This window comes from Variovorax sp. GW821-FHT10D07 (assembly GCF_059415325.1).
The window spans coordinates 1-20,957 of record NZ_JBWKMZ010000017.1; the positions used below are offsets into that span (position 1 = coordinate 1).

The 20,957-nt window shown below is 71.2% G+C and carries 17 protein-coding genes; 1 reads left to right on the forward strand and 16 read right to left on the reverse strand.

All coding sequences use genetic code 11. The features are described 5' to 3' along the window. Nucleotides 1-105: 105 nt before the first annotated feature. From AC07PU_RS35450 to AC07PU_RS35500, 11 genes are all read right to left on the reverse strand, one after another. Nucleotides 106-1,452: an amidase gene (locus AC07PU_RS35450; RefSeq protein ID WP_495322820.1), complete on the reverse strand. Its 1,347-nt coding sequence runs from the start codon at nucleotides 1,450-1,452 to the stop codon at nucleotides 106-108. 18 nt (nucleotides 1,453-1,470) lie between these two features. Next, on the reverse strand, nucleotides 1,471-2,193 hold the full coding sequence (locus AC07PU_RS35455) for a DUF2848 domain-containing protein (protein ID WP_495322821.1): 723 nt from the start codon (nucleotides 2,191-2,193) through the stop codon (nucleotides 1,471-1,473). A gap of 4 nt (nucleotides 2,194-2,197) precedes the next feature. Next, nucleotides 2,198-3,514, reverse strand: a complete 1,317-nt coding sequence (locus AC07PU_RS35460; protein ID WP_093348525.1) for an MFS transporter — start codon at nucleotides 3,512-3,514, stop codon at nucleotides 2,198-2,200. Between the two features lie 41 nt (nucleotides 3,515-3,555). Continuing rightward, nucleotides 3,556-4,239 (reverse strand): hypothetical protein, encoded by a 684-nt coding sequence (locus AC07PU_RS35465; RefSeq protein ID WP_495322822.1) that lies wholly within the window; start codon nucleotides 4,237-4,239, stop codon nucleotides 3,556-3,558. 144 nt (nucleotides 4,240-4,383) lie between these two features. Further along, nucleotides 4,384-5,301: a LysR family transcriptional regulator gene (locus tag AC07PU_RS35470; RefSeq protein ID WP_208512148.1), complete on the reverse strand. Its 918-nt coding sequence runs from the start codon at nucleotides 5,299-5,301 to the stop codon at nucleotides 4,384-4,386. A 65-nt stretch (nucleotides 5,302-5,366) separates the two neighbouring features. Beyond that, the gene (locus AC07PU_RS35475; protein ID WP_495322823.1) at nucleotides 5,367-6,470 is read right to left on the reverse strand and encodes a serine hydrolase domain-containing protein; all 1,104 of its coding nucleotides are present in this window, start codon (nucleotides 6,468-6,470) and stop codon (nucleotides 5,367-5,369) included. Between the two features lie 102 nt (nucleotides 6,471-6,572). Next, nucleotides 6,573-7,358, reverse strand: a complete 786-nt coding sequence (locus AC07PU_RS35480; protein ID WP_495322824.1) for a citryl-CoA lyase — start codon at nucleotides 7,356-7,358, stop codon at nucleotides 6,573-6,575. Nucleotides 7,359-7,368: 10 nt separating this feature from the next. Next, a complete protein-coding gene (locus tag AC07PU_RS35485) occupies nucleotides 7,369-8,103 on the reverse strand; it encodes an SDR family oxidoreductase (RefSeq protein WP_495322825.1) in 735 nt (244 codons plus the stop codon). After that, nucleotides 8,100-9,656: a class I adenylate-forming enzyme family protein gene (locus AC07PU_RS35490; RefSeq protein WP_495322826.1), complete on the reverse strand. Its 1,557-nt coding sequence runs from the start codon at nucleotides 9,654-9,656 to the stop codon at nucleotides 8,100-8,102. Before AC07PU_RS35490 ends, AC07PU_RS35485 begins: the two co-directional genes overlap by 4 nt. Nucleotides 9,657-9,660: 4 nt before the next feature. Continuing rightward, a complete protein-coding gene (locus tag AC07PU_RS35495; RefSeq protein ID WP_256222758.1) occupies nucleotides 9,661-10,638 on the reverse strand; it encodes a tripartite tricarboxylate transporter substrate binding protein in 978 nt (325 codons plus the stop codon). A gap of 40 nt (nucleotides 10,639-10,678) precedes the next feature. Continuing rightward, nucleotides 10,679-11,500 (reverse strand): SDR family NAD(P)-dependent oxidoreductase, encoded by an 822-nt coding sequence (locus tag AC07PU_RS35500; RefSeq protein ID WP_495322827.1) that lies wholly within the window; start codon nucleotides 11,498-11,500, stop codon nucleotides 10,679-10,681. Nucleotides 11,501-11,569: 69 nt separating this feature from the next. Between AC07PU_RS35500 and AC07PU_RS35505 the strand changes: the two genes are divergently transcribed. Continuing rightward, entirely contained in the window at nucleotides 11,570-12,598 is a 1,029-nt protein-coding gene (locus AC07PU_RS35505) for a LacI family DNA-binding transcriptional regulator (RefSeq protein WP_495322828.1), read from the forward strand. A 6-nt stretch (nucleotides 12,599-12,604) separates the two neighbouring features. Here the strand turns inward: AC07PU_RS35505 and AC07PU_RS35510 are convergent, their stop codons facing one another. The 5 genes from AC07PU_RS35510 to AC07PU_RS35530 all read right to left on the reverse strand — a co-directional run bounded on the left by AC07PU_RS35510 (nucleotide 12,605) and on the right by AC07PU_RS35530 (nucleotide 20,853). After that, complete coding sequence (locus AC07PU_RS35510) at nucleotides 12,605-13,045, reverse strand: GNAT family N-acetyltransferase (protein WP_495322829.1); 441 nt, start codon at nucleotides 13,043-13,045, stop codon at nucleotides 12,605-12,607. Nucleotides 13,046-13,049: 4 nt separating this feature from the next. Beyond that, the gene (locus tag AC07PU_RS35515) at nucleotides 13,050-13,412 is read right to left on the reverse strand and encodes a nuclear transport factor 2 family protein (RefSeq protein ID WP_057596403.1); all 363 of its coding nucleotides are present in this window, start codon (nucleotides 13,410-13,412) and stop codon (nucleotides 13,050-13,052) included. A gap of 139 nt (nucleotides 13,413-13,551) precedes the next feature. Beyond that, nucleotides 13,552-13,899 (reverse strand): NIPSNAP family protein, encoded by a 348-nt coding sequence (locus tag AC07PU_RS35520; protein ID WP_495322830.1) that lies wholly within the window; start codon nucleotides 13,897-13,899, stop codon nucleotides 13,552-13,554. 70 nt (nucleotides 13,900-13,969) lie between these two features. Further along, entirely contained in the window at nucleotides 13,970-14,731 is a 762-nt protein-coding gene (locus AC07PU_RS35525; protein ID WP_057596396.1) for a putative DNA-mimic protein, read from the reverse strand. Between the two features lie 104 nt (nucleotides 14,732-14,835). Then, nucleotides 14,836-20,853: an alpha-2-macroglobulin family protein gene (locus AC07PU_RS35530; RefSeq protein ID WP_495322831.1), complete on the reverse strand. Its 6,018-nt coding sequence runs from the start codon at nucleotides 20,851-20,853 to the stop codon at nucleotides 14,836-14,838. Nucleotides 20,854-20,957: the final 104 nt, after the last annotated feature.

A 20,957-nucleotide genomic window follows, 5' to 3' on the forward strand; every position in this document is an offset into this window, starting at 1 on the left:
CGCCTTTCTTTGCTTACTTTCTTTGGCGAGACAAAGAAAGTGAGCCGCCCGCCGGGGCGGGACCCGGCCTACGGCCTAAGCAAAGAGAAAGCCCCAAGAAAAACCTCACCCCACCCGAAGCACGTCCTCGACAGCCAAAGCAACCCCAGCCAACCGCGAGTCATCCCCCCGAACAGAAGAGAGCATCAACCCAACAGGCAACTCCCCAGCCGAATGACAAGGCAAGCTGAACGAACACCCATCCATCAAATTGATCGCAAACGTATTCCGCAACAGCAACCCGTTCGCCTGGAAGAACGCCGAATCCTCAGCCAGCGAATCGATGGCAGGCGCCACGATAGGCACCGTAGGACACAGCAGCGCATCGAAGCCTTCAAGACGCCCTTCGACCCGAGAGATCCACTCCCGCCTCCGATCCAGCAACGCGATGTAATCGGCAGCCCGCACCTCGGTCCCCAGGGCAATCCGAGCCGCAACCCGAGAATCAAACGCCTCGCGCTTAGAAGCAAACCGTTCCCGATGCACAGCCGAAGCCTCGATAGGCGACAACCCCCCCGGCGCATTGACCGTCCCGATCTCCGCCAGCTCACTCAACGCAATCTCCACGATCTGCGCTCCGGCTTTGGACAGCGCCTGCACCGCCCGCTCGAAAGCCCGCGCCACACCAGGCTCGATCGCATCGAACATCAAGGTCTTCGGCACCGCGAGCCGCAACCCCTGTGCCGGCCGTCGCCGCACCACGAGCGGCGCATCGGCGATCGCGGCGTCGGCGACCAAGCAGTCCTCGACGCTGCGCGCCATCGCGCACACCGTGTCGAGCGAACGCGCGAGTTCGAAGGCGCCGGTGCGCGGCACGCGCGACTGCGTGCTCTTGAAGCCGACGATGCCGCACAGCGCGGCCGGAATGCGGATCGAGCCGCCGGTGTCCGAGCCCAAGCCCGCGACCGCGAGGCCCAGCGCCACCGACACAGCGGCACCCGACGAGGAGCCGCCGGGAATGCGCGCGACCTCGGCGTCGGCCGGGTTGCGCGGCGTGCCGTAGTGCGGGTTGATGCCCACGCCCGAGAACGCGAACTCGGTCATGTTGGTGCGGCCCACGATGGCGGCACCCTGCGTGCGCAGCCGCGTCACCATGGCCGCGTCGCGCGCGGCCGGAGGCTCGCCCTGGCAGGCGATGGAGCCGGCCAGGGTGGTCTCGCCGGCCACGTCGTAGAGGTCCTTGATCGAGACCGGCAGGCCGGCGAGCGGCGCGGTCTGCACGCCGGCCTTGCGCGCGGCATCGGCATGGCGCGCGGCGGCCAGGGCGGCGTCGGCGTAGAGGCGGGTGAAGACGTTCGCGGCCGCGGGCTGCGCGGCGGCGGCTAGCACCTGCTCGATCAGCGCCTCGTGCGTGAGTTCGCCGCGGGCGATGCGCGCGCGCAGCGCGCCGATGGTGGAGTCGTTCTGTGTCATGAAGGAGGAGAAGGGCGTTCAGGCGATCACGGGCAGGACGCGCACCGCATAGCGGTGGACGATGCGCCGCTGCAGGCGCGCGTCATGCAACTCGATTTCCATCTGCGCGGCGGGGCGGATGGCCTCGCCGCGCGCGTTGGGCAGCGCCGCCAGTGTGCCGCAGGTCATGAAAAGTCCCTCGGGATCCTTGCCAAGACCCGGCAGGCCGTCGCGCAGCGCGGCCAGCGGGCGGATCGCGGCCAGGGTGCCGCGCTGGTAGTCGACCCAGCGGCCGTCCTCGAAGATGCGCGAGCGCAGCTCGATGGCGTCCTGGTGCGCCTCCACGTCACGCCAGCGCCAGGCCGAGGCGGCCAGCGGCTTGGCGCACATCTGCTTGGAGACGGCGACCGAATAGCTCTCGACCTGGCGGTCGGTGTGGTCCGAGGCCACGCCGAGCCACCACTCGCCCCGCGAGAAGAACAGCAGCGGTTCGGCCTCGCCCGAGCTCTGGTCGCCCAGCGCCTCGATCTCGGCGGACTGCGTGAGCAGCAGCGAGGCCATGCGGTAGTACAGCGGCACGCTCGAGGGGCGCGGCACGCCGAGCGCGGCGAGCTCCTCGATGTGGTGCTCGATGGCGGCGCTGTCGCGGCCGGTCCAGCCGGCCACCACCAGCGCGTTGGGCGCGACGGCATGCAGCGCGCTGCTGCGGGTGCCGTCCTCGGCGATGCTTTCGCAGGCGATGTGCAGGGTGTTGCGCGTCATCGCTTCAGGCCTCCAGCGGTTCGTGCGCGGTCTCGCGCGCCACCAGCAGCGCGACCAGCGTGAGGCACAGCGCGCCGGTCACGTAGAGCGAGACCGCGAGCGTGCTGCCGTAGGACTTGAACAGGCTGGCGATGATCAGCGGCGCGAAGCCGCCGCCGAGGATGCCGGCCAGCGTGTAGGCCAGCGAGGAGCCGGCATAGCGCACGCGGTTCGGGAACTGCTCGGTCACGAAGGCGGCCTGCGGGCCGTACATCATGGCGTGGATCACGAGGCCGACCACCACGGCGGCGCAGATCGCGAGCGGCTTGGCGCTGTCCATCAGCACGAAGAACACGAAGGCCCAGACGATGCCGCAGAGCGCGCCGATGATGTAAACCGGACGGCGGCCGATTCGGTCCGACAGGCTGCCGAACCAGGGCACCGAGATCGCGTTGCAGGCCGCGCCGATCATGGTCGCGGTCAGCGCCAGCGGGCGCGACAGGTGCAGCACGGTGGTCACGTAGGTGAGGGTGAACACCACCACCAGCGCATAGAGCACGTCGGAGCCGATGCGCGAGCCGCCGGCCACCAGCAGGCGGCGCCAGTGCTGGCCCAGCACTTCCTTGATCGGGGTCTTGGCGGTCTCCTGCTTCTGCTCCATCTCGCGGAACACCGGCGTTTCCTCGACGCCGCGGCGCAGCCACAGGCCGAACAGCACCAGCGCCACGCTCGAGACGAAGGGGATGCGCCAGCCCCAGGACTGGAAGTCCTCGGGGCTGAGCCAGGCCGACACGGCGGCGATGAAGCCGGTGCCGATCAGCGTGCCGGCCGAGGGGCCGACCTGCGTGAACGAGGCGTTGCGGCCGCGCTCGTTCGGCTTGCCGTGCTCCATCGACAGCAGCACCGCGCCGGCCCATTCGCCGCCGAGCGCCACGCCCTGCACGAAGCGCAGCGCGACCAGCGCCACCGGTGCCCAGATGCCCCAGCTCGCGTAGGTGGGCAGCAGGCCCATGAGGCCGGTCGACACGCCCATGATCACCAGCGTGGCGACCAGCACGAAGCGCCGGCCGAGCCGGTCGCCGAGGTGGCCGAAGACGACGCCGCCGAGCGGGCGCGAGATGTAGCCGACCGCGTAGGTCGAGAAGGCGAGGATGGTGCCGGTCAGCGGATCGAAGGAGGGGAAGAAGATCGCGTTGAAGACCAGCGCCGCCATGATGTTGTAGACGGTGAAGTCGTACCACTCGAGCGTGGTGCCGATGGAGCTGGCCATCGCGAGGCGGCCCATCTTGGCGGGCTTGGCGCCGTGCGCGGCGGACGCGGCCGGGAGAGCGTGTTCGGTCATGAGGATCCTGGAATGAGGAAGAAGGTGAAGGAGGCGGTCGGTCAGGCCAGCTCGCCGGCGTGCAGCTTCCAGCCGAGCGCGAGCAGCCAGCCGCTCGCGGGATCGGCATCGAGCGCGGCGGCGGCCGTGGCGCGCGCGGCGCGGGCCGCGTCGGCGCCGCTGGTCTCGACCACCAGCATCGACTGCAGCACGCGGCCTTCGCTGCTTTCGCGCGGCAGCGGCGTGCTCAGCGCGACGTCGGGCTGCAGCAGGAAGGACTGGACGAAGCCCGGCTGCTCGGCGAGGCGGCGGCCGGCCTCGGCGGCGCGTTCGGCGAGCGCCGCGGCATCGCTGGCCACGGCCAGCGGCAGCACCGCGATGTGGCTGCCGCTGCCGAAGCCGGTGACGGCGCGCACCGCGCAGACGCGGCGGATCGGATCGCGCATGCGGTCGAGGTTGGCGATCGACCACGGCGTCTGGCGCTCGAAGGCGGCGCGGTAGCCGGCCGAGCGGAACACCTCGAGCGAGGCGGTGCGGTAGAGGCCGAGGTAGCGGCGGCCGCCTTCGAGCGAGACATAGCGCGCGCCGGAAAGGAAGCCCGGGATGCGCACGCGTTCCTCGACGTGCTCGCGGTCGTACCAGCGGTTGAAGTCGGCCTCGTCGGCCGCGGGATCGACGTCGCAGGCGACGAAGAGCAGGCCGTTCTCGGCGGCGGAAGGTTCGGTGACGGAAGCGGTGGAAGTCATGGCGGCGGAAGCGGGAGCGGGCCTTCGAAAAAAGAAGGCGCGATCTTCCGCCGCGGGGTCAGGCTGTCACAAACGAGTTTTTCTGGGCGACAGCCACAAGAATTACTGGCCCCTCGATGGGGCGCAAATGCGCTGTTTCGAGGGTTAACCCTCTATGGCTCCGCTCCAGATTGGTGCGACCGCCGCGGCCGTGAACTGGTCGGAGGCCCGGCAGGCCAGCTCGGCCACGAGCCGGATGGCATCGGAGTCGGCGGCCTCCAGATGGCTCACCACCAGCCGTTGCGGCGAGATCAGCGCATCGCATTCGATGATGCGCACGTCGCCGGCCGCCACGTATTCGTAGACCGGCGGCAGCGGCACCAGCGCATTGCCGAAGCCGGCCTTCACCAGCCGCGCGAGCGCCGAGATCGAGCTCACGCAATGCACCTTGCCCAGCGGGATGCCCACCGCGCGGTAGAGGTTCTTGAGCGCCTCGTGCGGCTGCGAGCCCGGGCTCATGGTCAGCACCGGCTGACGCAGCAACTGTTCCACCGTCTGCGTGCCTTCGGCGCTCATCTGCCCGACCCAGCCCATGGGCATCGGCAGGCAGGGCGTGCTCACGATGCCCGCGCCCGCGATGTGGTCGGTCTGCAGCGCGATGTCGAGCGCGCCCTCGCGCAGGCCGCGGTGCAGCGCGAGCGTGGTCTCGGAGGTGAGCTGCACCTCGATGCCCGGGTAGGTGGAGCGCAGGTTGGTGAGGAAGCCCAGCAGCCAGGTGTGGACCACGGTCTCGATCGCGCCGATGCGCACCAGGCCCAGCAGGTCCTCGCGCGGGCGGCCCAGCGAGACGATCTCGCGGCGCAACTCGAGCAGCCGCTCGCCGTAGTCCATCAGGCGCACGCCGACGGGCGTGAGCCGCAGCTCGCGCGCGTCGCGTTCGAACAGGCGCGCGCCGATGTCTTCTTCCAGCGAGGCGACGCGGTTCGACACGGCCGCCTGCGTGATGTGCAGCCGGTCGCTCGCGGCCCGGAAGCTGCCCAGCCGCGCGGCCCAGAGAAAGGCTTCGACGAATCGTGTGTTCATGCAGGTGTGTCCGCGGGGATTGTGCCGGCAATCGCGCGGCGGCCACCCCGGGACGGCCCGCATGGCTACTTCGCGGCGAGGGGGAGGGTGAGCGCGTCCAGCACCGGCACCACCGCGGCCGCGTCGTTGCTCGCGAGCAGCACCAGCGCCTCGTTCGTGGCCGGCGAGAACGCGAGCAGCGCGCGGTAGCCGCCGGTCTGGCCGGTGTGGAAATAGATGCGCCGTTGCGCGCCGCCCGCGGCCGGATCGCGCATGCGCAGCGCATAGCCGACGTCGTACTCGCCCTGCGCCGACAGCGGCTCGCGCAGTCGCTCGGCCGCGGCGCCCAGCGGTCCTGCGCGGCCGGCCATCAAGGCGCGTGCGAACAAGAGCAGGTCGGGCGCGGTGCTGCGCAATGCGCCGGCCGCGGCCAGCGCGCCGAAATCCCAGGGCGCACGCGCCGCGTTGCCGGCGTAGCCCTGGGGCAGCCGCTTGGCGCGCGCCGCATCGAGGTGCTGCACCGTGTCCTTCATGCCCAGCGGCACGGCGATGCGCTCGCGCACCAGCTGGTCCCAGGGCTGGCCATAGCGGTCCGACAGCAGCTGCCCGACCAGCGCGATGCCCAGGCTGCCGTAGCGCGGCGCGCAGGGCGGCGCCTGCGTGAGCTCGAGCGAGGAGAGCGCCACCATCAGGTGCGCACGCGTGGGCTTCGCGAAGGGATTGGAATCGGGCCCGGGCGGGCGCGCCGGCAGCGCGGGCAGGTTCGGCAGGCAGGCCGTGTGGGTGATGAGCTGGCGCAGCGTGATCGCGGCCACGGGCGGCGGCAGCGTGGCCTTGTCGGCGAGCAACCGGCCCAGCGTGTCGTCGAGCGAGAAGTCGCCGCGCTCCACCGCCTGCGCGAGCAGCAGGCCGGTGAAGACCTTGCTGATCGAGCCGATCTCGAACACCGGTTGCGCCTCGCCGGGCGCCATCGCCTTCGCCTTGCCGACGTGCCTGAGCGTATTGCGCTGGATCGCGTAGCGCGCCGCGCCGCCGCGCCAGGTGCCCGCGACGATGGTGCCGGGACGGTCGCCGAGGACTTGTGCGGCGAGCGATGCGGGAGGACTGTCGAAGCCGGCGGGTTCGGCATGGCTGGTCAGGGGCAGCAGCAGCGCAGACAGCGCGAGGAGGGTGGCGGGAAGATGTCGCATGGCGCGCATCTTCGAAGCGCGCGGGCGCCGCGGCAACGCGCGGCGGCGCCCGCCGCGTCACCGCCGTAACGCGCGTAACGACGGCCCGTGGCTCGGCGCTTGTCAGCGCTTGTCGGCGGGCAGCACGTTGCGCGGGTCCTGCCGCAGCACCAGGTCCCAGAGCTGCTGCCCGGTCGGCGCGCGCGATTCCTCGCAGACATGCGCGACCAGCCCGGCGGCACGCCCGACCAGCGCCAGGCCGCGGCCCAGCAGCGGGTCGAGGCCCATGTCGGCGAGCACCGCGCCGTTGGCGCCGGCCGCGTTGAGCGGCAGGTGGCGGCCATGGTCCTCGCGCAGCACCTCGACCAGCGCGAGCGAGAGCCGCCAGTGGCGCCCGAAGTAGCCGTTGGCCTTCGACACGGCCATGAGCGTGGGCACGCGCGGATCGCCGTCGACGTGGATCGGATGCCCTATGCCCGGGATGCTGCGCTTCGCTTGCCGGCGCTCGCGCACCAGCGCGGCCGCGCGCTCGCGCAGCTCGGCATCGCTCGCGTCGTCGGTGAGATCCGCGGCGGCCGCGAGCAGCATCTCGCTGACGTTCTGCACCGTGCCGAGGAAGTTCGAGCCCGCGCCCAGCAGGCCCGCGGCCACCGCGCTCTGCAGCGATTCGGGCGCGCCGAGCCAGGTCATGCGCGTGGCGATCGCGCTCGGCGTGAGGCCGTGGTCGGCCGCGGTCACCAGCAGCATGTTGACCATGGCCTTCTCGCGCGGCTCGGGCAGCCGCGCCATCGCGAGCAGCCACAGCATCTCGACGAAGTCGAGCTTGCCGATGATCTCGGTGGCGAGGTTCAGGCCGCGCACATGGATCGCGTCGGGGGTGGTGTAGCCGATCTCGGTCCTGATCGTCATCGCTTGCCCCTCAGCCCGCCAGGCCCACGGTGATGCCGCCGCAGACGTAGAGCACCTGGCCCGTCATGAACGAGGCCATCGGGTGCATGAAGGCGTCGACCGCGTGCGCCACCTCGGCGGGCTCGCCGAAGCGCTGCACCGGGATGCCCTCGGCGATGCGCCGCGTGCGCGGGCTGTCGGCCGGGTTCGCGGCCTTGAAGGCCTCGGTGGCGATCGGGCCCGGCGCCACCGCGTTGACCGTGATGCCCTGCGCCGCGAGCTCGAGCGCCCAGGTGCGCGTGAGCGCGTTGAGCGCGCCCTTGGCGGCCGAGTAGCCGCTGCGCAGTTCCTTGCCGAGCGCGGCGCGGCTCGTGATGTTGACGATGCGTCCGCCGCCGGCCGCGCGCATCGCGGGCAGCACGGCCTGCACGCACTGCAGCGCGGCGCGCGCGGTCACGCCGATCTGCAGGTCGAAGTCGTCGAGCGAGGTGTTCTCGAGCGGCGCCGGGCGGATCGCGGCCACGTTGTTCACCAGGCCGGTGAAGCGGTGGCGGCCGCAGGCTTCGGCGAGCGCGGCGGCGAGCGCCTCGCGGTCGCCCATGTCCACGCGCAGGTGCGCGCCGCTGCGCGCGTCGGGCGGCGGCTGGAGGTCGAGGCTGGTGACCTGCCAGCCGCTCTCGATGAGGCGGCGGCAGATCGCGAGGCCGATGCCCGAGGAGCCCCCGGTGACGAGGGCGTGGCGGTCGGATGGCGGGGTCGGATTCATGGCGTGGCGTGATGCGGTGTGGAGGTCTCGCTGCCGGCGCCCATGCGCCGCAGCACTTCGATGCGTGCGTCCTTCTTCGAGGCCTTGCCGTTCGCGGTGCGCGGCAGTGCGTCGAAGAAGTGCACCGCCTTCGGCGTCTTGACGGGATCGAGCCGCTCGCGCACCCAGGCGACGAGCTCGGCGGCCTCGCAGGCCGCGCCCTCGCGCAGCTGCACCGCGGCATGCACGGCCTCGCCCCACTTGTCGTCGTCGATGCCGATCACCACGCAGTCGTAGACGGCGGGATGCCGCCCCAGCACGTTCTCCACGTCGGTCGGGTAGACGTTGAAGCCGCCGGTGATGATCAGGTCGCGGATGCGGTCCTTGAGGAACAGGAAGCCGCGCTCGTCGAGATAGCCGCCGTCGCCGGTGCGCAGCCAGCCGTCGTGGAAGGCCTCGGCGGTCTTCTCGGGCTGCTTCCAGTAGCCCGACATCACGAGGTCGCCGCGCACCACCACCTCGCCGCCCTGGCCCGGCGGCAGCAGCGCGCCGGCCGGGTCCATGATCGCGACCTCGGTCATCAGCGCGGCGCGGCCCACCGACTCGAGGTTGCGCGGATCGAGCGCGTCCTCCACCGGCATGTAGGAGATGATGGCCGGCGCCTCGGTCTGGCCGTAGCCGGTCTCGACGTGGCCGAACACCTGCTGCGCCTCCACGATCTTCGCGCTGCGCATCGGCGCCGCCGCATAGACGAAGTGGCGCAGCGCGCTCCAGTCGCGCCCGCGCGCGGTCGGGTCCTCGAGCAGGCTGTAGATCAGCGTTGGCGGCATGAAGACCGCGGTCACGCGGTCGTGCTCGAGCTGGTCGAGCACCTCGCGCGGCTTCGTCGAGCGCGGCAGCAGCACCGTGCCGCCGCTGCCGAGCACCGGCAGCAGGAAGGTCGAGGTGCCGTGCGTGATCGAGGCCACCGCGAGGTAGCGTTCGTCGGCGTCGAGCCGCATCGCCTGCATGATCGAGACGATGGTGGTGTTCCACGCGCGGTAGCTCTGCATCACGCCCTTGGGCGCGCCGGTGGTGCCGCCGGTGAACTTGATCGCCTGGATCTCGGCCAGGTCGTGGCGCACCGGCGCGGGCCGGCTGCCCGCGTGCGCGGCCAGCAGCGCCGAGAGTTCGCAAGCGGTGGGCGCCGTGCCGAGCGCGCCCGGCCGGTAGACGATGCGCGGCGCGCCGGTGGCCTCGAGCTTGGGCGCCTGTTCGTGCTCGGCGATCACCAGCGCGGCCTCGGTGAAGTCGACGATGCGGCACAGCTCGTCGGCGCCGGCGCGCGGATTGAGCGGCACCCAGATGCGGCCCGCGAGCAGGGTCGCGAACAGCGACACCACGTGCGCGAGGTGGTTGCCCGCGCAGATCGCGATGCGCCCGCGCGGATCGGGCACCAGTGCCTGGAACGCGGTGGCCAGCGCCTCGGTGTGGGCCAGCAGTTCGGCGTAACTCAGCGCGCCCTCGGGGCCCGAGAGCGCGATCTTGTCGGGATGGCGGCGCGCGGCGCGCAGCAGGAAATCGATCGGCCGCATCCGCTCACTCCGCCTTCGCGCCCGAGACGCGCACGATCTCGGCCCACTTGTCGTACTCCTTGCGCACGAACTGGTCGAAGGCCGGCTGCGGCATCGGCAGGATGTCGGCGCCGAGGTCGCGGTAGCGCGCCTTCACGCGCTCGCTGCGCAGCGCCTTGTCGACCTCGTCGTGCAGCCGCGCCACCACCGGCGCGGGCACGCCGGCCGGAACGAACAGGCCCGACCAGGCGGTGGACTCGTAGCCCGCGAGGCCGGCCTCGGCCATGGTCGGCACCTCGGGCAGCAGCGGCGAGCGCTGCGCGCCGGTCACGGCCAGCGCGCGCAGCGAGCCCTTGGCGATGTGCGGCAGCGAGGTCGGCAGGTTGTCGAACATCAGGTCGATCTGGCCGCCGATCAGGTCGGTCAGCGCGGCCGCGCCGCCGCGGTAGGGCACGTGCAGGATGCTCACGTGCGCGAGGTGCTTGTAGAGCTCGCCCGAGAGGTGGATGCTGCTGCCGTTGCCCGAGGAACCCATCGTGAGCTTGCCCGGCGAGCGCTTCGCGAGCGCCGTGAGCTCGGCCACGGTCTTGGCGGGCAGCGCCGGGTTCACCACCAGCACGTTGGGCACCGAGCCCACCATCGCCACCGGCACGAAGGCCTTGCGCGTGTCGTAGGGCAGGTTGCCGTAGAGCGTGGGATTGATGGCGTGCGTGCCGACGGTGCCGAGCATCAGCGTGTAGCCGTCGGCCGGCGCGTTGGCGACCTCGCGCGCGCCGATGTTGCCGCCGGCGCCGGGACGGTTGTCCACGATCACCGGCTGGCCCAGCGCCTGCGCGAGCTCGGTGCCCACGAGGCGCGCGAACAGGTCGGCCGCGCCGCCGGGCGGGAAGGGCACGACCAGGCGCAGCGGCTTGGCGGGCCAGGCGGGTGTCTGCGCCATGGCGCCGGTGGCGAGGGCGGCCAGCGCGAGGGCGCCGGCGCCCAGGAGGGAACGTCGTTTCAAGGCTTGTCTCCGGAAGCGGGAAGAAAAAGAAGGGAAGGACTCAGGCCGACGCGCCGGGTGCGCGCGCGATGCCGTGGCGCAGGCCGCCGTCCACCGGCAGCTCGGCGGCATTGACGTAGGCGGCCTCGTCCGAGAGCAGGAAGCAGGCGGCGTTGGCGATGTCCCAGGCGCTGCCCTGGCGGCCGAAGGGCAGCGGCCCGCTCGCGCGGCCCGGGCGCGCGGCGCTGGCGGCGCGGCCCATGGGCGTGTCGATCAGGCCCGCGCGCACGATGTTGGCGCGGATGTCGCGCCCATGGCCCTCGAGCGCGACCGCGCGGCACAGCGCCGAGAGCGCGGCCTTCGAGCTCTCGTAGGCCGGGTTGCGGCCCGCGGGCATCAGCGCGGCCAGCGAGGAGACGAACACGATCGCGCCGCCGCTGCGCATGGCGGGCAGCGCCGCCTGCGCGCACAGCAGGTGGCCGCGCAGGTTCACGCCGAGGATCGCGTCCCAGCTCTCGGGCGTGACCTCGGCCAGCGGCCGGCGGTCGCTGATGCCGGCGTTGAGCACCAGCGCGTCGAGCACGATGCCGCCTTCGGCCAGTGTGGCGAACAGCGCGCGCACCTGGGCCGGGTCGCCGATGTCGGCGGCCAGGGCCAGGTGTCGCGCGCCGGGCGCCTGCGCCTCGAGCGCGGCCACCGTGTGTCGCGCGGCCTCGAGGTCGCGGTCGGCGCACACCACGCGCGCGCCGCGCTGCGCGAGCCGCAGGCAGATCGCGCGGCCGTTGCCCACGAGCTGAGGATCGCCGCCGGCGGCCTGGCCGCCACCCACCACCAGCACCGTGCGGCCGGCGAAATCGCGCCTTGTTTCTGAGAACGTTTCCATATCGATTCCAAGGTTAAAGTGAGCGCCCAGGAGGCCGCAATCCATGGAACGTTTGCATAAGGGAAAACTATGAGCCGAACGCCCAGCCAGGCGGTCTCGCTGCGCGACGTGGCGCGCGCCGCCGAGACCTCGGTGGCCACCGTGTCGCGCGTGCTCAACCACAGCGGCTACGTCAGCGCCGAGGTGCGCAAGCGCGTCGAGAAGGCCGCGCAGGGCATCGGCTACGTGCCCAACTTCAGCGCGCGGCACCTGAAGACCGGGCGCAGCAAGGCGATCGGCTTCATGGTCTCGAACATGGCCAATCCCTTCCTCTCGGCCTTCTTCGCGGCGGTCGAGGCGCGGCTGCAGTCCGAGGGCTTCTCGGTGCTGGTCGGCAGCACCTTCGACCAGCCGCAGCGCGAGGCGCAGCTGCTGCACCTGTTCGAGAACCGCCGGCTCGAGGGCGTGTTCGTCTCGCCGAGCCGCGAGGACCTGCCCGCGGCGCAGGACGCCTTCGCGCGCTGCAAGCTGCCGCTGGTGGTGCTCGACCGCGAGACCGGCTTCGAGGCCGACGCGGTCTGCCAGGACCACCGCCAGGGCGTGGCGACGGCGGTCGACTACCTGGTGTCGCTGGGCCACCGGCGCATCGCGCTGTTCGGCCCCAATCCCGCGATCCGGCCGGGGCGCGAGAAGCTGCTCGGCTACCGCGACGGCCTGCGGCGCGCGGGCCTCGGCTACGACGAGGCGCTGGTGTGCATGCTGAGCTCGGCCATCGAGTCCTCGGCCGCGCAGATGGACGCGATGCTCGCGCTCGCGGCGCCGCCCACCGCGCTGATCGCGCTCGGCACGCGGCTGCTGTCGGGCGCGCTGCGCAGCGCGCGCGAGCGCGGCCTGCGCATTCCGGCGCAGCTGTCGGTGGTGGGCATCGGCACCGACGATGCCTTCGCGCTGATGGACCCGCCGCTGACCACCTTGCGCTTCGACATCGAGGGCGCCGCGCATGCCGCGGCCGAACTGATGCTCGAGCGGGTGGAAGGGCGCGCGCCCGAGGCGCGGCGCAGCGTGCACGTGCCGCTGGCGCTCACCATCGGCGCCTCGTGCGCGGCGCCCGTGCGCTGAACGGCCTCAGTCCTCTTCGACCAGGCCGCGCGCGATGGCGAGCGGCTCGTCGCGGAAGATCGCCATCGCGGTCTTCATGCGGCGGAAACCGAGCTTGCGATAGAACGGCTCCTTGCCGGCCACCGCGTACAGGATGATCTTCTTGTGGCCGCGCGAGCGCTCGACCAGTTGGGCGACGATCTCGCGGCCCAGGCCGGTGCCCTGGCGTTCGGGGTGCACCGCCACGTCGCAGATGTAGGAGCAGTCGAGGCCGTCGGCCAGCGCGCGGCCCGCGCCGACCAGCCGGCCGTCCTCATAGACCAGGCACTTGAAGAGGCTGGCGGCGTACACCTGCTTCAGGCTCTCGGGCGGCTTGTGGCCCAGCGGCGCGATCTCGTAGAGCCGCGACAGCTCGTCCCAGTCGACCGCGTTGACCGCGTCGATCGCGTGGCGCCACTCGAGGGCCATGGGCTCAGGCTGCGTAGAAGAATTCCTCGCGCACGATCTTGCCGTCTTCCACCGTGTAGAGCGCCATCTCCTCCATGGTGAAGCGCTCGCCGCTGGTCTTGAAGGTGGCGTCGATCTTGAAGCCGACGATGAAGCGGTCGTCGTGCGGCCACGGGCCCGCGACGATCATGCCGTGCACCTCGTGGTTCGAGGTCCACCATTCGCCCTTGCCGCGGATCGCCTCGATGCCGCGCACCTCGCGCGCCATGTCGGGCGGGCCGCCGGCCTCGACGCTCACCGCGTCGCTCGCATAGAGCGCCAGCGCCTCCTCGTAGGCGCCCTGGCGGCACAGCTCGACGAGCGTGTTGGCGATTTCCATCGTGTCCATCGTGGTCATGGGTAGCGGCCTTTCTGCGGATCGCAGCAACGGGGTTGGGGGGAATGGGAACGGCTGGAGTCAGTGTAGGCCGCCGGCCGCGCGGCGCCCATCGGGAAAGACCGGGAATGACAAGCGCGCCGGGCCGGACTCAGTCCGGCGCGTTGAGCGCGCGCATGCTGTCCACCGCCTCGCCCGAGGCCCAGAGCAGCGTGTTGAGGTAGGTCTCGATGCGGTCCACCAGCGCGGCGCGCGGCCCCTCGCGCCATTCGGTCGAGCCGTAGAAGGCCGACTGCTCGGCCTCGAGCGCCTCGCGGCTCGCATAGGCGCGCACGAGGTGGTAGCTCTCTTCCTCGTGGTCGCCGCGGCCGTAGCTCACCACGTCCATGCCCCTGGCGCGCAGCATGGGCACGGCGCGCGCGTGCATGGCCTCGTGGAAGGCCGCGAGGGTGCCGGGCTTGAGGCGGTAGGTGCGGATTTCGAGCAGTCGCCGGGTCATGAAGAGGTCCTTCCTGGATGCCGGCCACCGTTGTACCGCGTGCCGCGCCGGCGAGCCAGCGCGGCGTGCTTCAGCAGAACACGATCGCCGTGCGATGCGCGATGCTCAGTCGCGCAGCCTCGTACAGCAGCAGCCAGGCCGCGTACTCGCGGTAGAGGCCGTTGTCGTCCTCGATCAGGGCGTCGATGCGCTCGGCCTCCTCGTCGCCGAGCTTGCCGTTGTTCAGGTGGATGCCCAGCGCGGGCGCCACGTAGACCAGTTCCTCGAGCAGGCGGTACGAGGAGCCGAGCATGCCGCCGGGCAGGCCCAGGGCTTCGTCGTCCTCCTCGTCCTCTTCCTCGTCCTCGATGTCGTCTTCCTCGGGGCCGCGCGAGAGGTCGACGTCCTCGTCGTCCTCTTCCTCGTCCTCTTCCTCGGCTTCATCGTCCTCGTCGCGCTCGTCGAACAGCACTTCCTTGAAGTCCACCGGCACGTAGAAGCCCTCGGCATCCGAGTGGCACAGCAGGTGGCTGTCCTCGCTGTCGAGCAGGGTCTGGATCTTCGGGTCGGCCGTGGGATCGACGTCGTCGGCCAGCGGCGTGGCCACCCAGTCGGGCGCGAGCACGCGGTGCGCGTAGGCGCGGCGCAGGTAATGGATGAAGGAGTAGGGGAAGCTCTCGATCGAAGCGCGCGAGTCGAATTCGATCGCCTCGCGCGGCTCGGTGTGCGGCGGCAGGCCGGCGGCCGCCAGCACGCGGTTGACTTCCGCCAGGTCCTCCTCGAACGCCTCGGCGCCCTCGGGGTCGTCTTCGAGCAGCTCGGCAAGCATGCCGACGCAGATGGCCAGGCCCATGGATCACTCCTCGTGGTTCGTGGCGGCGATGGTGACGAACCCAGATGAAGGCGGGATGACGGCCGGCCGCGCGTTGCGCCGAACCGTCATCCGCGCGGGCGGCTTCAGCGCGCCGCTTCGACCTTGATGCGCTCGTTCGGCACCTCGCCGAACATCTCGGGCGCGTACATCGCCTCGACGCGGCTCGGCGGCAGCGCGAAGTCGCCGACGTTGTTCAGGCGCACCGTGTACTCCATCTTCACCACGCCCTTGGGCAGGTACTGGTAGTAGCTGCGGAAGGCCTCGAAGCTGCGTTCCTCGAAGGCCGGCCAGCCGGCGCCCGACTTCTTCTCGCCCTGGGTGGCGATCTGCGAGTCGCGGCCCAGGCCGCTGCCGAGGATGGTGGCGCCGCCGGGCACCGGGTCGCTGATGACGACCCAGGTCATGTCGGCGCTGGCGTTGACCTCCAGGCTCACGCGCAGCACGTCGCCGCGCGTGTACTTGCCGGCCACCGCCTGCTCGACCGGCGTCACGGTCTTCTTGATCGCATAGCCGGCCGCGAACGGCGCCTTGAGCTGCACCGCCGCGATCGACTGCATCGTGAGCCAGGGCTTGCCCGTGCCCTGCTGGGTCACGAGCAGGGTGTCGCGCACCGGCGCGCCGCCGGGCGAGGCCGCCCACGGCAGGAACATGCTGTTGTTGCGCAGGTTGCCCGGCGAGGCCGGGGCGCCGAAGAAGGTGGTCTGGTTCGGCGCGCCACCCGGATCGCTGGCCTTCACGCGCTCGACCTTGCTCCAGTCGACCTGCGCCTTGGCCGCGCCCAGGGTGGCGGCGGTGATGCCGGCCACCGGCGTGCTCTCGAACACCTTGCTGAACTTCTCGAGCGCCAGCCCGCCCCAGAGGTTGGCGGTGGTGGTGTGCCAGGCGCCGTTCTGCTGCCGGCCGATGAAGCCGTTGGCGAGCTTGCCGATGTCGTCCTTCCAGGCCGGGTCGTCCATCACCGTCAGCAGCAGGCGCGCGGTGTTGACGTCGCCGTTGGTCATCAGCCACCACCAGTAGTCGTCGCGCTCGGTGCTGAAGATCAGCTTGGTGCCCTGGTAGGACAGCCGCGCCTTGAGCACGTTGTTGGCCTCGTCCATGCGCTGCTGGCGCTGCGGCACGTCCTGCACGCGCTTCAGGATGTTGAGCCAGTCGATCACCGCGCTGGTGGGCCACTGGTTCGGCGCGATGGTGATGCTGCCGAGCATGGCGCCCGAGGCCTTGCCGTAGCGCGACAGCGCCTCGAGCGCGGCCAGCTTGCGCACGTCCAGGTCCTTGCGCGGGCTCCAGAAGTCGCGCGTGAGGCGGCCTTCGACGAAGGCGATCAGGCCGGCCTCCATCGGCGCGCGCACGTCGTCGGCGAGCGCGAAGGCGGGGTCGAGCGAAGCCGCTTCGTTCGTGGCCGCCAGCAGGTACGAGGTCAGGATGTCGCTGCCGCCGTTGGCCTCGCCGTCGCGCGGCGGGAAGTAGCTCGCCAGGCCGTCGCTGTCGAGGTAGGTGGGCAGTTGCGCGAGCACGCCCTGCCACATCTTCGCGTCGCGCAGGCCGACCGACTTGCTGGTCTTCTGCTCGAGGCAGACGAAGGGGTAGTTGGCGAACCAGTCGCGCACGCCCGGCAGGCCTTCGGCCAGCTTGGGCTGCAGCGACAGCTTCAGGCCGCCGCGGCCGGGCAGGGCGTCGGCCGGTGGCGCCACGTCGATGGTGAACGGGCCGTCGACCTGCACCAGCGTGGCCTGCTGCACCGTGAGCGGCACCGAGGGCACGATGCGCTGGCGCACCTTGAGCGCGTCGCGCGCGCCGCCCAGCGTGTCCTTGGCCTCGATCTCCCACAGGATCGCCTCGGCGCGCGTCTGCGCGAGCTGCGCCGGCGCGGTCACGTTCCAGGCCACCTCGCGCGCCTCGCCGGCGGGGATGTCCACCGTCTGCGGCTGCAGCGTGAGCAGGGTGGCGCGCGGCGTGGCTTCCACCTTCATCGCCTTCTGCGTGGTGTTGCGCAGCGTGATCTGGGCGCGGAACTGGTCGTCCTCGCGCACCAGCGGCGGCAGGCCGCTGATGATCTGCAGGTCCTGCGTGGCCTGGATGCTGGCCTGGCCGGTGCCGAACAGGTCGGTGCCCGAGTCGGCCACCGCCACGATCTTGAAGGTGGTCAGCGCGTCGTTGAGCGGCACCGTCACCACGGCCTGGCCGTTGGCATCGAGCACCACGCGCGGGTTCCAGATCAGCAGGGTCTCGAGCAGCTCGCGCGTCTGGCCCTTGCCGCCGCCGCCGCCCGCGGGCACGGCCTTGCGCCCGTAGTGGCGCCGGCCGACGATCTCCATCTGCGCGGTCGAGGTGCTGACACCCCAGCTGCGCCGCTGCAGCATCGCGTTGAGCAGGTCCCAGCTGTCGTTGGGCATCAGCTCGAGCAGCGCCTGGTCGACCGCGGCCAGCGCCACCTCGGCGCCGGCGGCCGGCTTGCCGTCGGGCAGCTTGGCGGTGATCGTGACCTGCGCCTTGCCGCGCACCGGGTAGCTGGGCTTGTCGCTGGCCACCGTCACGTCGAGCTGGTGGGCGCGCGTGCCGACGCGGATCTCGGCCATGCCGAGGCGGTAGGCGGGCTTGCTGAGGTCGACCATGGCGGTCGGCGCCACGTACTCCTTGCCCTCGTACCAGAAGGCGGTCCACCATTCGCGCGGCGCCTTCCAGCCCCAGCTGAAGAAGCTGTACCACGGCACCTCGCGCAGGCGCCCGCGCAGCGCGAGCACGCTCACGTAGGCGTTCGGGCCCCACTCGGGCTTGACCTGCAGCGTGACCGTCGGGTCCTGGCCGTTGAGCTGCACCACGTGGGTCTCGATCACGCCCTCGCGCTCGACCGACACCAGCGCGGTCGCGAAGCGGAACGGGCTGCGCACCTGGAACTTGGCGATCTCGCCGGGCTGGTAGCTCTTCTTCTCGGGCAGCACGTCGATGCGGTCGTTGTCCTCGCCGCCGAACCAGAGTTCGCCCTGCTTGGTCACGTAGACCGAGCTGGCGGCGCGGGCGTCGCGGCCCTCGCTGTCGGTGGCGCTGGCGACCAGCTCCACCTCGCCGGCGTCCTTGAGCTCGGTCTCGCACAGCAGCAGGCCGCGCGCGTCGCTCTTGCCGCTGCAGACGGTGCCGATGTCCTTGGTCTCGGTCTTGTTGTCGTAGGTGTAGAAGCCGCCCACCATGCGCTTGCGGCTGGTGGTGGTGATGCGCGCCACGGCGCGCACGTTGAGCGTCACGCCGGCCTGGGGCTTGCCCGCGAGGTCGAGCGCGAGCGCCTGGAACTTGACCTTCTGCGCGGTCGAGACCCAGCCCTCGGTCTTGATGCCGGCGATCACGCCCGCGGGCCACAGCGTCTGCGTGCTGCGGATGGTCTGCACCTCGCCGTTCGGGTCGGCGTAGGTGGCTTCCAGCAGCAGCTCGCGCGCGGCCTTGACCTTGGGCACCTTGTCGATCGTGAGCTTGCCGGCGCCGTCCTTGTTGAGCGTGAGCGGCAGCTTGTCGGCGATCACGCGGGTGTCGCTGACACTGTTGAGGTCTTCCTCGCCGCCCGTGGCCTCGGGGCCGGCCGCGGTGGCCGCCTGCAGGCCCGCGGCCTCCACCGGCCGCGGCGGGCTGAAGCTGAAGGCGTCGTAGTCGGAGAAGCTCAGGCTCTTGCCGCGCACCATGGCCGACACGCGCACCGGCAGGTTGGCCGCGCCGCCGCCGGCCACGTAGTTGATCTGCACGTCGGTGGGCACGGCAGTGGCCGCCACCAGCGGCTTCTTGTCGCTGGGCGCGATGCGGCCCTCGAGCACCGGCAGGCGGAATTCCTCGACGCGGAAGATGCCGGTCGCGAAGCTGCGTCCGCCGCCGTCCTCCTCGTCGTCGCTCTCGTCGTTGTTCTTCTTCGCGCCGCCGCTGCGCAGCTGCACCTCGTACACGCCGAGCTTGGCCGCGGCCGGAATGGCGAAGCTGTTCTCGGCGCTCAGGCCGCCGGTGGCGGTCTTGCGCCAGGCCAGCGGCTGGGTGAACTGCTGGCCGCTGCCCTGGTGGGTGATGACCAGCGTGTCGGGCGTGCCGTCGGGCAGGCCGAAACCCTTGCGGGTCTGGGTGCGGATCAGGCTCTTCATCGACACCGTCTCGCCGGCGCGCAGCAGCGTGCGGTCGAAGATGGTATGGGCGATGCGGTCGGGCTCGGGCTGCAGGCTGGTGGGCACGTTGAAGCGCCAGGGCTCGATGCCGCGCTGCCAGTCGCTCTGGGTGAAGGCGAGGTCTTCCACGCCCTTCTCGTCCTTGGCGCGCGCGCTGACGAACCAGAAGCCCTCGCCGTACTCGTCCTCGCCGTTGCAGTTGGGCGCCTTCGAGGGCACGCCCTCGAACATCACGGTGCCGTCGGCGCCGGTGGTGCCCGAGGCCACGGCCTTGCCGCGGCAGTCGGACACGCGCACCTGAGCGCCCGCCACCACCTTGCCCTTGTCGAGCGTGGTGACCCAGGCCATCGAGTTCTCGCGGCCCAGCTTGAAGTGCACCGCGAGGTTGGTGGCCAGCGCGCTGGTGCGCACGTACATCGTGCGGTTGGCGCCCAGGCGCTCGTCGAGCAGCGCGTCGCCGAGCTTCTGCGAGGCGATCTCCAGCACGTGGAAGCCCGGCGTCAGCGGGATGCCGATGACCTCGAAGGGGCGCGGGTCGCCGCTCTCGGCCTTGGGCATGTCGAGCGACTTCACGCCCGGCTGGCCCGAGAGCAGCGACAGCGTGCGGGTCTGCACGTAGCTCTTGTCGCTGCTGTCGAGCACCGGCGGCAGCGGCGTGCGCAGGTCCTTGCGCGCCTCGGTGCGCGCGATCGTGTAGCTGTCGTAGCGGCGCACCTTGCGCAGCCACTCGATGATCTCGGCGTCGGTCTTCGGGTTGATGTCGCTGACCTTGCCGGGCGTGAGCGCCTGCACCATCAGCTGCGGCTCCACGCGGCGCACCGTCACCGGCATCATGGCCGGGGTGTCGGGCTCGGCCAGGCGCTCGATCACGCCGAAGGGCGAGGCCGCGAACTTGGCCAGCGGCGGCATGGCGCCGGTCGCTACTTTCAGCGGGAAGCTGTCGGGCGAGGCCAGCGGCCGGCCCGAGGCGTCCTCGAACTTCGAGGGCAGCTCGATGCTGAAGGAGGTGCTCTCGGCCAGCGGCGGCGCGAACTCGATCGAGCTCACCACGTCGTCGGCGTTCTGGGCCGAGCCCTCGTCGTCGAACTTGGGCGAAAGCGTCTTGCCGCCGCCCTTGAGCTGGATCGCCGCGGCCACCTTGCGCGTGACCGGCGCGTTGAACTGCAGCGTCATCGGGCGCAGCGGCAGGCAGGCGGCCTGCGCGTTCTCGCGCTCGCAGGTGAAGGAGACCGCGAACGGTTCGCGCACCGTGAAGCTCAGCCGGCGCTCGACGCTGTTGGCGATGCCCGAGGGCGTGGCCACGCCCTTGCCGTAGACGATCTGCAGCTTGCTGCCGGGCGTCAGCGTGCGGTTGCACTGCAGGGTGACGAAGCGCAGCGGCGTCTTGGCGGCGGCCTTGTCGCGGCCATGGGCCTTGAGCAGCTCGGTGCGCTGGGCGCCTTCGATCAGCTTCACGGGCACGCGCTCGCCGACGCCGTCGGCCGCGCACCAGACGTTCTCGCGCACGCTGTCGAGCGTGGCCGGGCCGTTGAGCTCGAGCATGAACATCTGTTGTTCGTCGATCTTGGCGTAGCTGCCGGGCTCGAAGTCGCGGATGAAGGGACCGCCGGTGGAGAACTGGTAGCGCTCGGGGCCGGTCAGCTCGCCGCTGGCGGGCTTGAACGAGGCGATGCGGCTGATCGTGCAGCGCACGCCGGGCGGCAGGTCGTTCTCGAAGTCGTAGACCCACTGCTTGGCGTCGGTCCAGCGGCCCTGGCCCTTGCCGGCCTGCGCGTCGGTGCAGCTCACGGACAGCGGGGCCGGTGCCTTCGGATCGCCGAAGTTGACCGCGGCCTGGTCGAACTTGGCGACCACCTGCCGCACGCGCGAGACCTCGCCCTGGGGCGTGAGGCTGGTGATCTGCAGCGCGAACGCGGGGGCGGCCAGTGCCGCCGCGCCGATGGCCAGCCAGAGGGATCGCGCACTCATCGAACTGTTCACAACTAACTCCTCCTGAGGACAGCGCACGAGGGTAGCCGATTTGCATGGCGCCACGGCAGTGCCGTCCGTCATAGGCCGGGGGCCCGAAGCCT

Excerpts from the sequence above, each read along its gene's own strand:
- AC07PU_RS35465 (WP_495322822.1), bottom strand. The coding sequence starts at position 4,239 with ATGACTTCCACCGCTTCCGTCACCGAACCTTCCGCCGCCGAGAACGGC.
- AC07PU_RS35455 (WP_495322821.1), bottom strand. The coding sequence starts at position 2,193 with ATGACGCGCAACACCCTGCACATCGCCTGCGAAAGCATCGCCGAGGAC.
- AC07PU_RS35485 (WP_495322825.1), bottom strand. The coding sequence starts at position 8,103 with ATGAATCCGACCCCGCCATCCGACCGCCACGCCCTCGTCACCGGGGGC.
- AC07PU_RS35450 (WP_495322820.1), bottom strand. The coding sequence starts at position 1,452 with ATGACACAGAACGACTCCACCATCGGCGCGCTGCGCGCGCGCATCGCC.
- AC07PU_RS35515 (WP_057596403.1), bottom strand. The coding sequence starts at position 13,412 with ATGGACACGATGGAAATCGCCAACACGCTCGTCGAGCTGTGCCGCCAG.
- AC07PU_RS35500 (WP_495322827.1), bottom strand. The coding sequence starts at position 11,500 with ATGGAAACGTTCTCAGAAACAAGGCGCGATTTCGCCGGCCGCACGGTG.
- AC07PU_RS35460 (WP_093348525.1), bottom strand. The coding sequence starts at position 3,514 with ATGACCGAACACGCTCTCCCGGCCGCGTCCGCCGCGCACGGCGCCAAG.
- AC07PU_RS35530 (WP_495322831.1), bottom strand. The coding sequence starts at position 20,853 with ATGAGTGCGCGATCCCTCTGGCTGGCCATCGGCGCGGCGGCACTGGCC.
- AC07PU_RS35480 (WP_495322824.1), bottom strand. The coding sequence starts at position 7,358 with ATGACGATCAGGACCGAGATCGGCTACACCACCCCCGACGCGATCCAT.
- AC07PU_RS35475 (WP_495322823.1), bottom strand. The coding sequence starts at position 6,470 with ATGCGACATCTTCCCGCCACCCTCCTCGCGCTGTCTGCGCTGCTGCTG.
- AC07PU_RS35520 (WP_495322830.1), bottom strand. The coding sequence starts at position 13,899 with ATGACCCGGCGACTGCTCGAAATCCGCACCTACCGCCTCAAGCCCGGC.
- AC07PU_RS35510 (WP_495322829.1), bottom strand. The coding sequence starts at position 13,045 with ATGGCCCTCGAGTGGCGCCACGCGATCGACGCGGTCAACGCGGTCGAC.
- AC07PU_RS35525 (WP_057596396.1), bottom strand. The coding sequence starts at position 14,731 with ATGGGCCTGGCCATCTGCGTCGGCATGCTTGCCGAGCTGCTCGAAGAC.
- AC07PU_RS35470 (WP_208512148.1), bottom strand. The coding sequence starts at position 5,301 with ATGAACACACGATTCGTCGAAGCCTTTCTCTGGGCCGCGCGGCTGGGC.
- AC07PU_RS35505 (WP_495322828.1), top strand. The coding sequence starts at position 11,570 with ATGAGCCGAACGCCCAGCCAGGCGGTCTCGCTGCGCGACGTGGCGCGC.
- AC07PU_RS35490 (WP_495322826.1), bottom strand. The coding sequence starts at position 9,656 with ATGCGGCCGATCGATTTCCTGCTGCGCGCCGCGCGCCGCCATCCCGAC.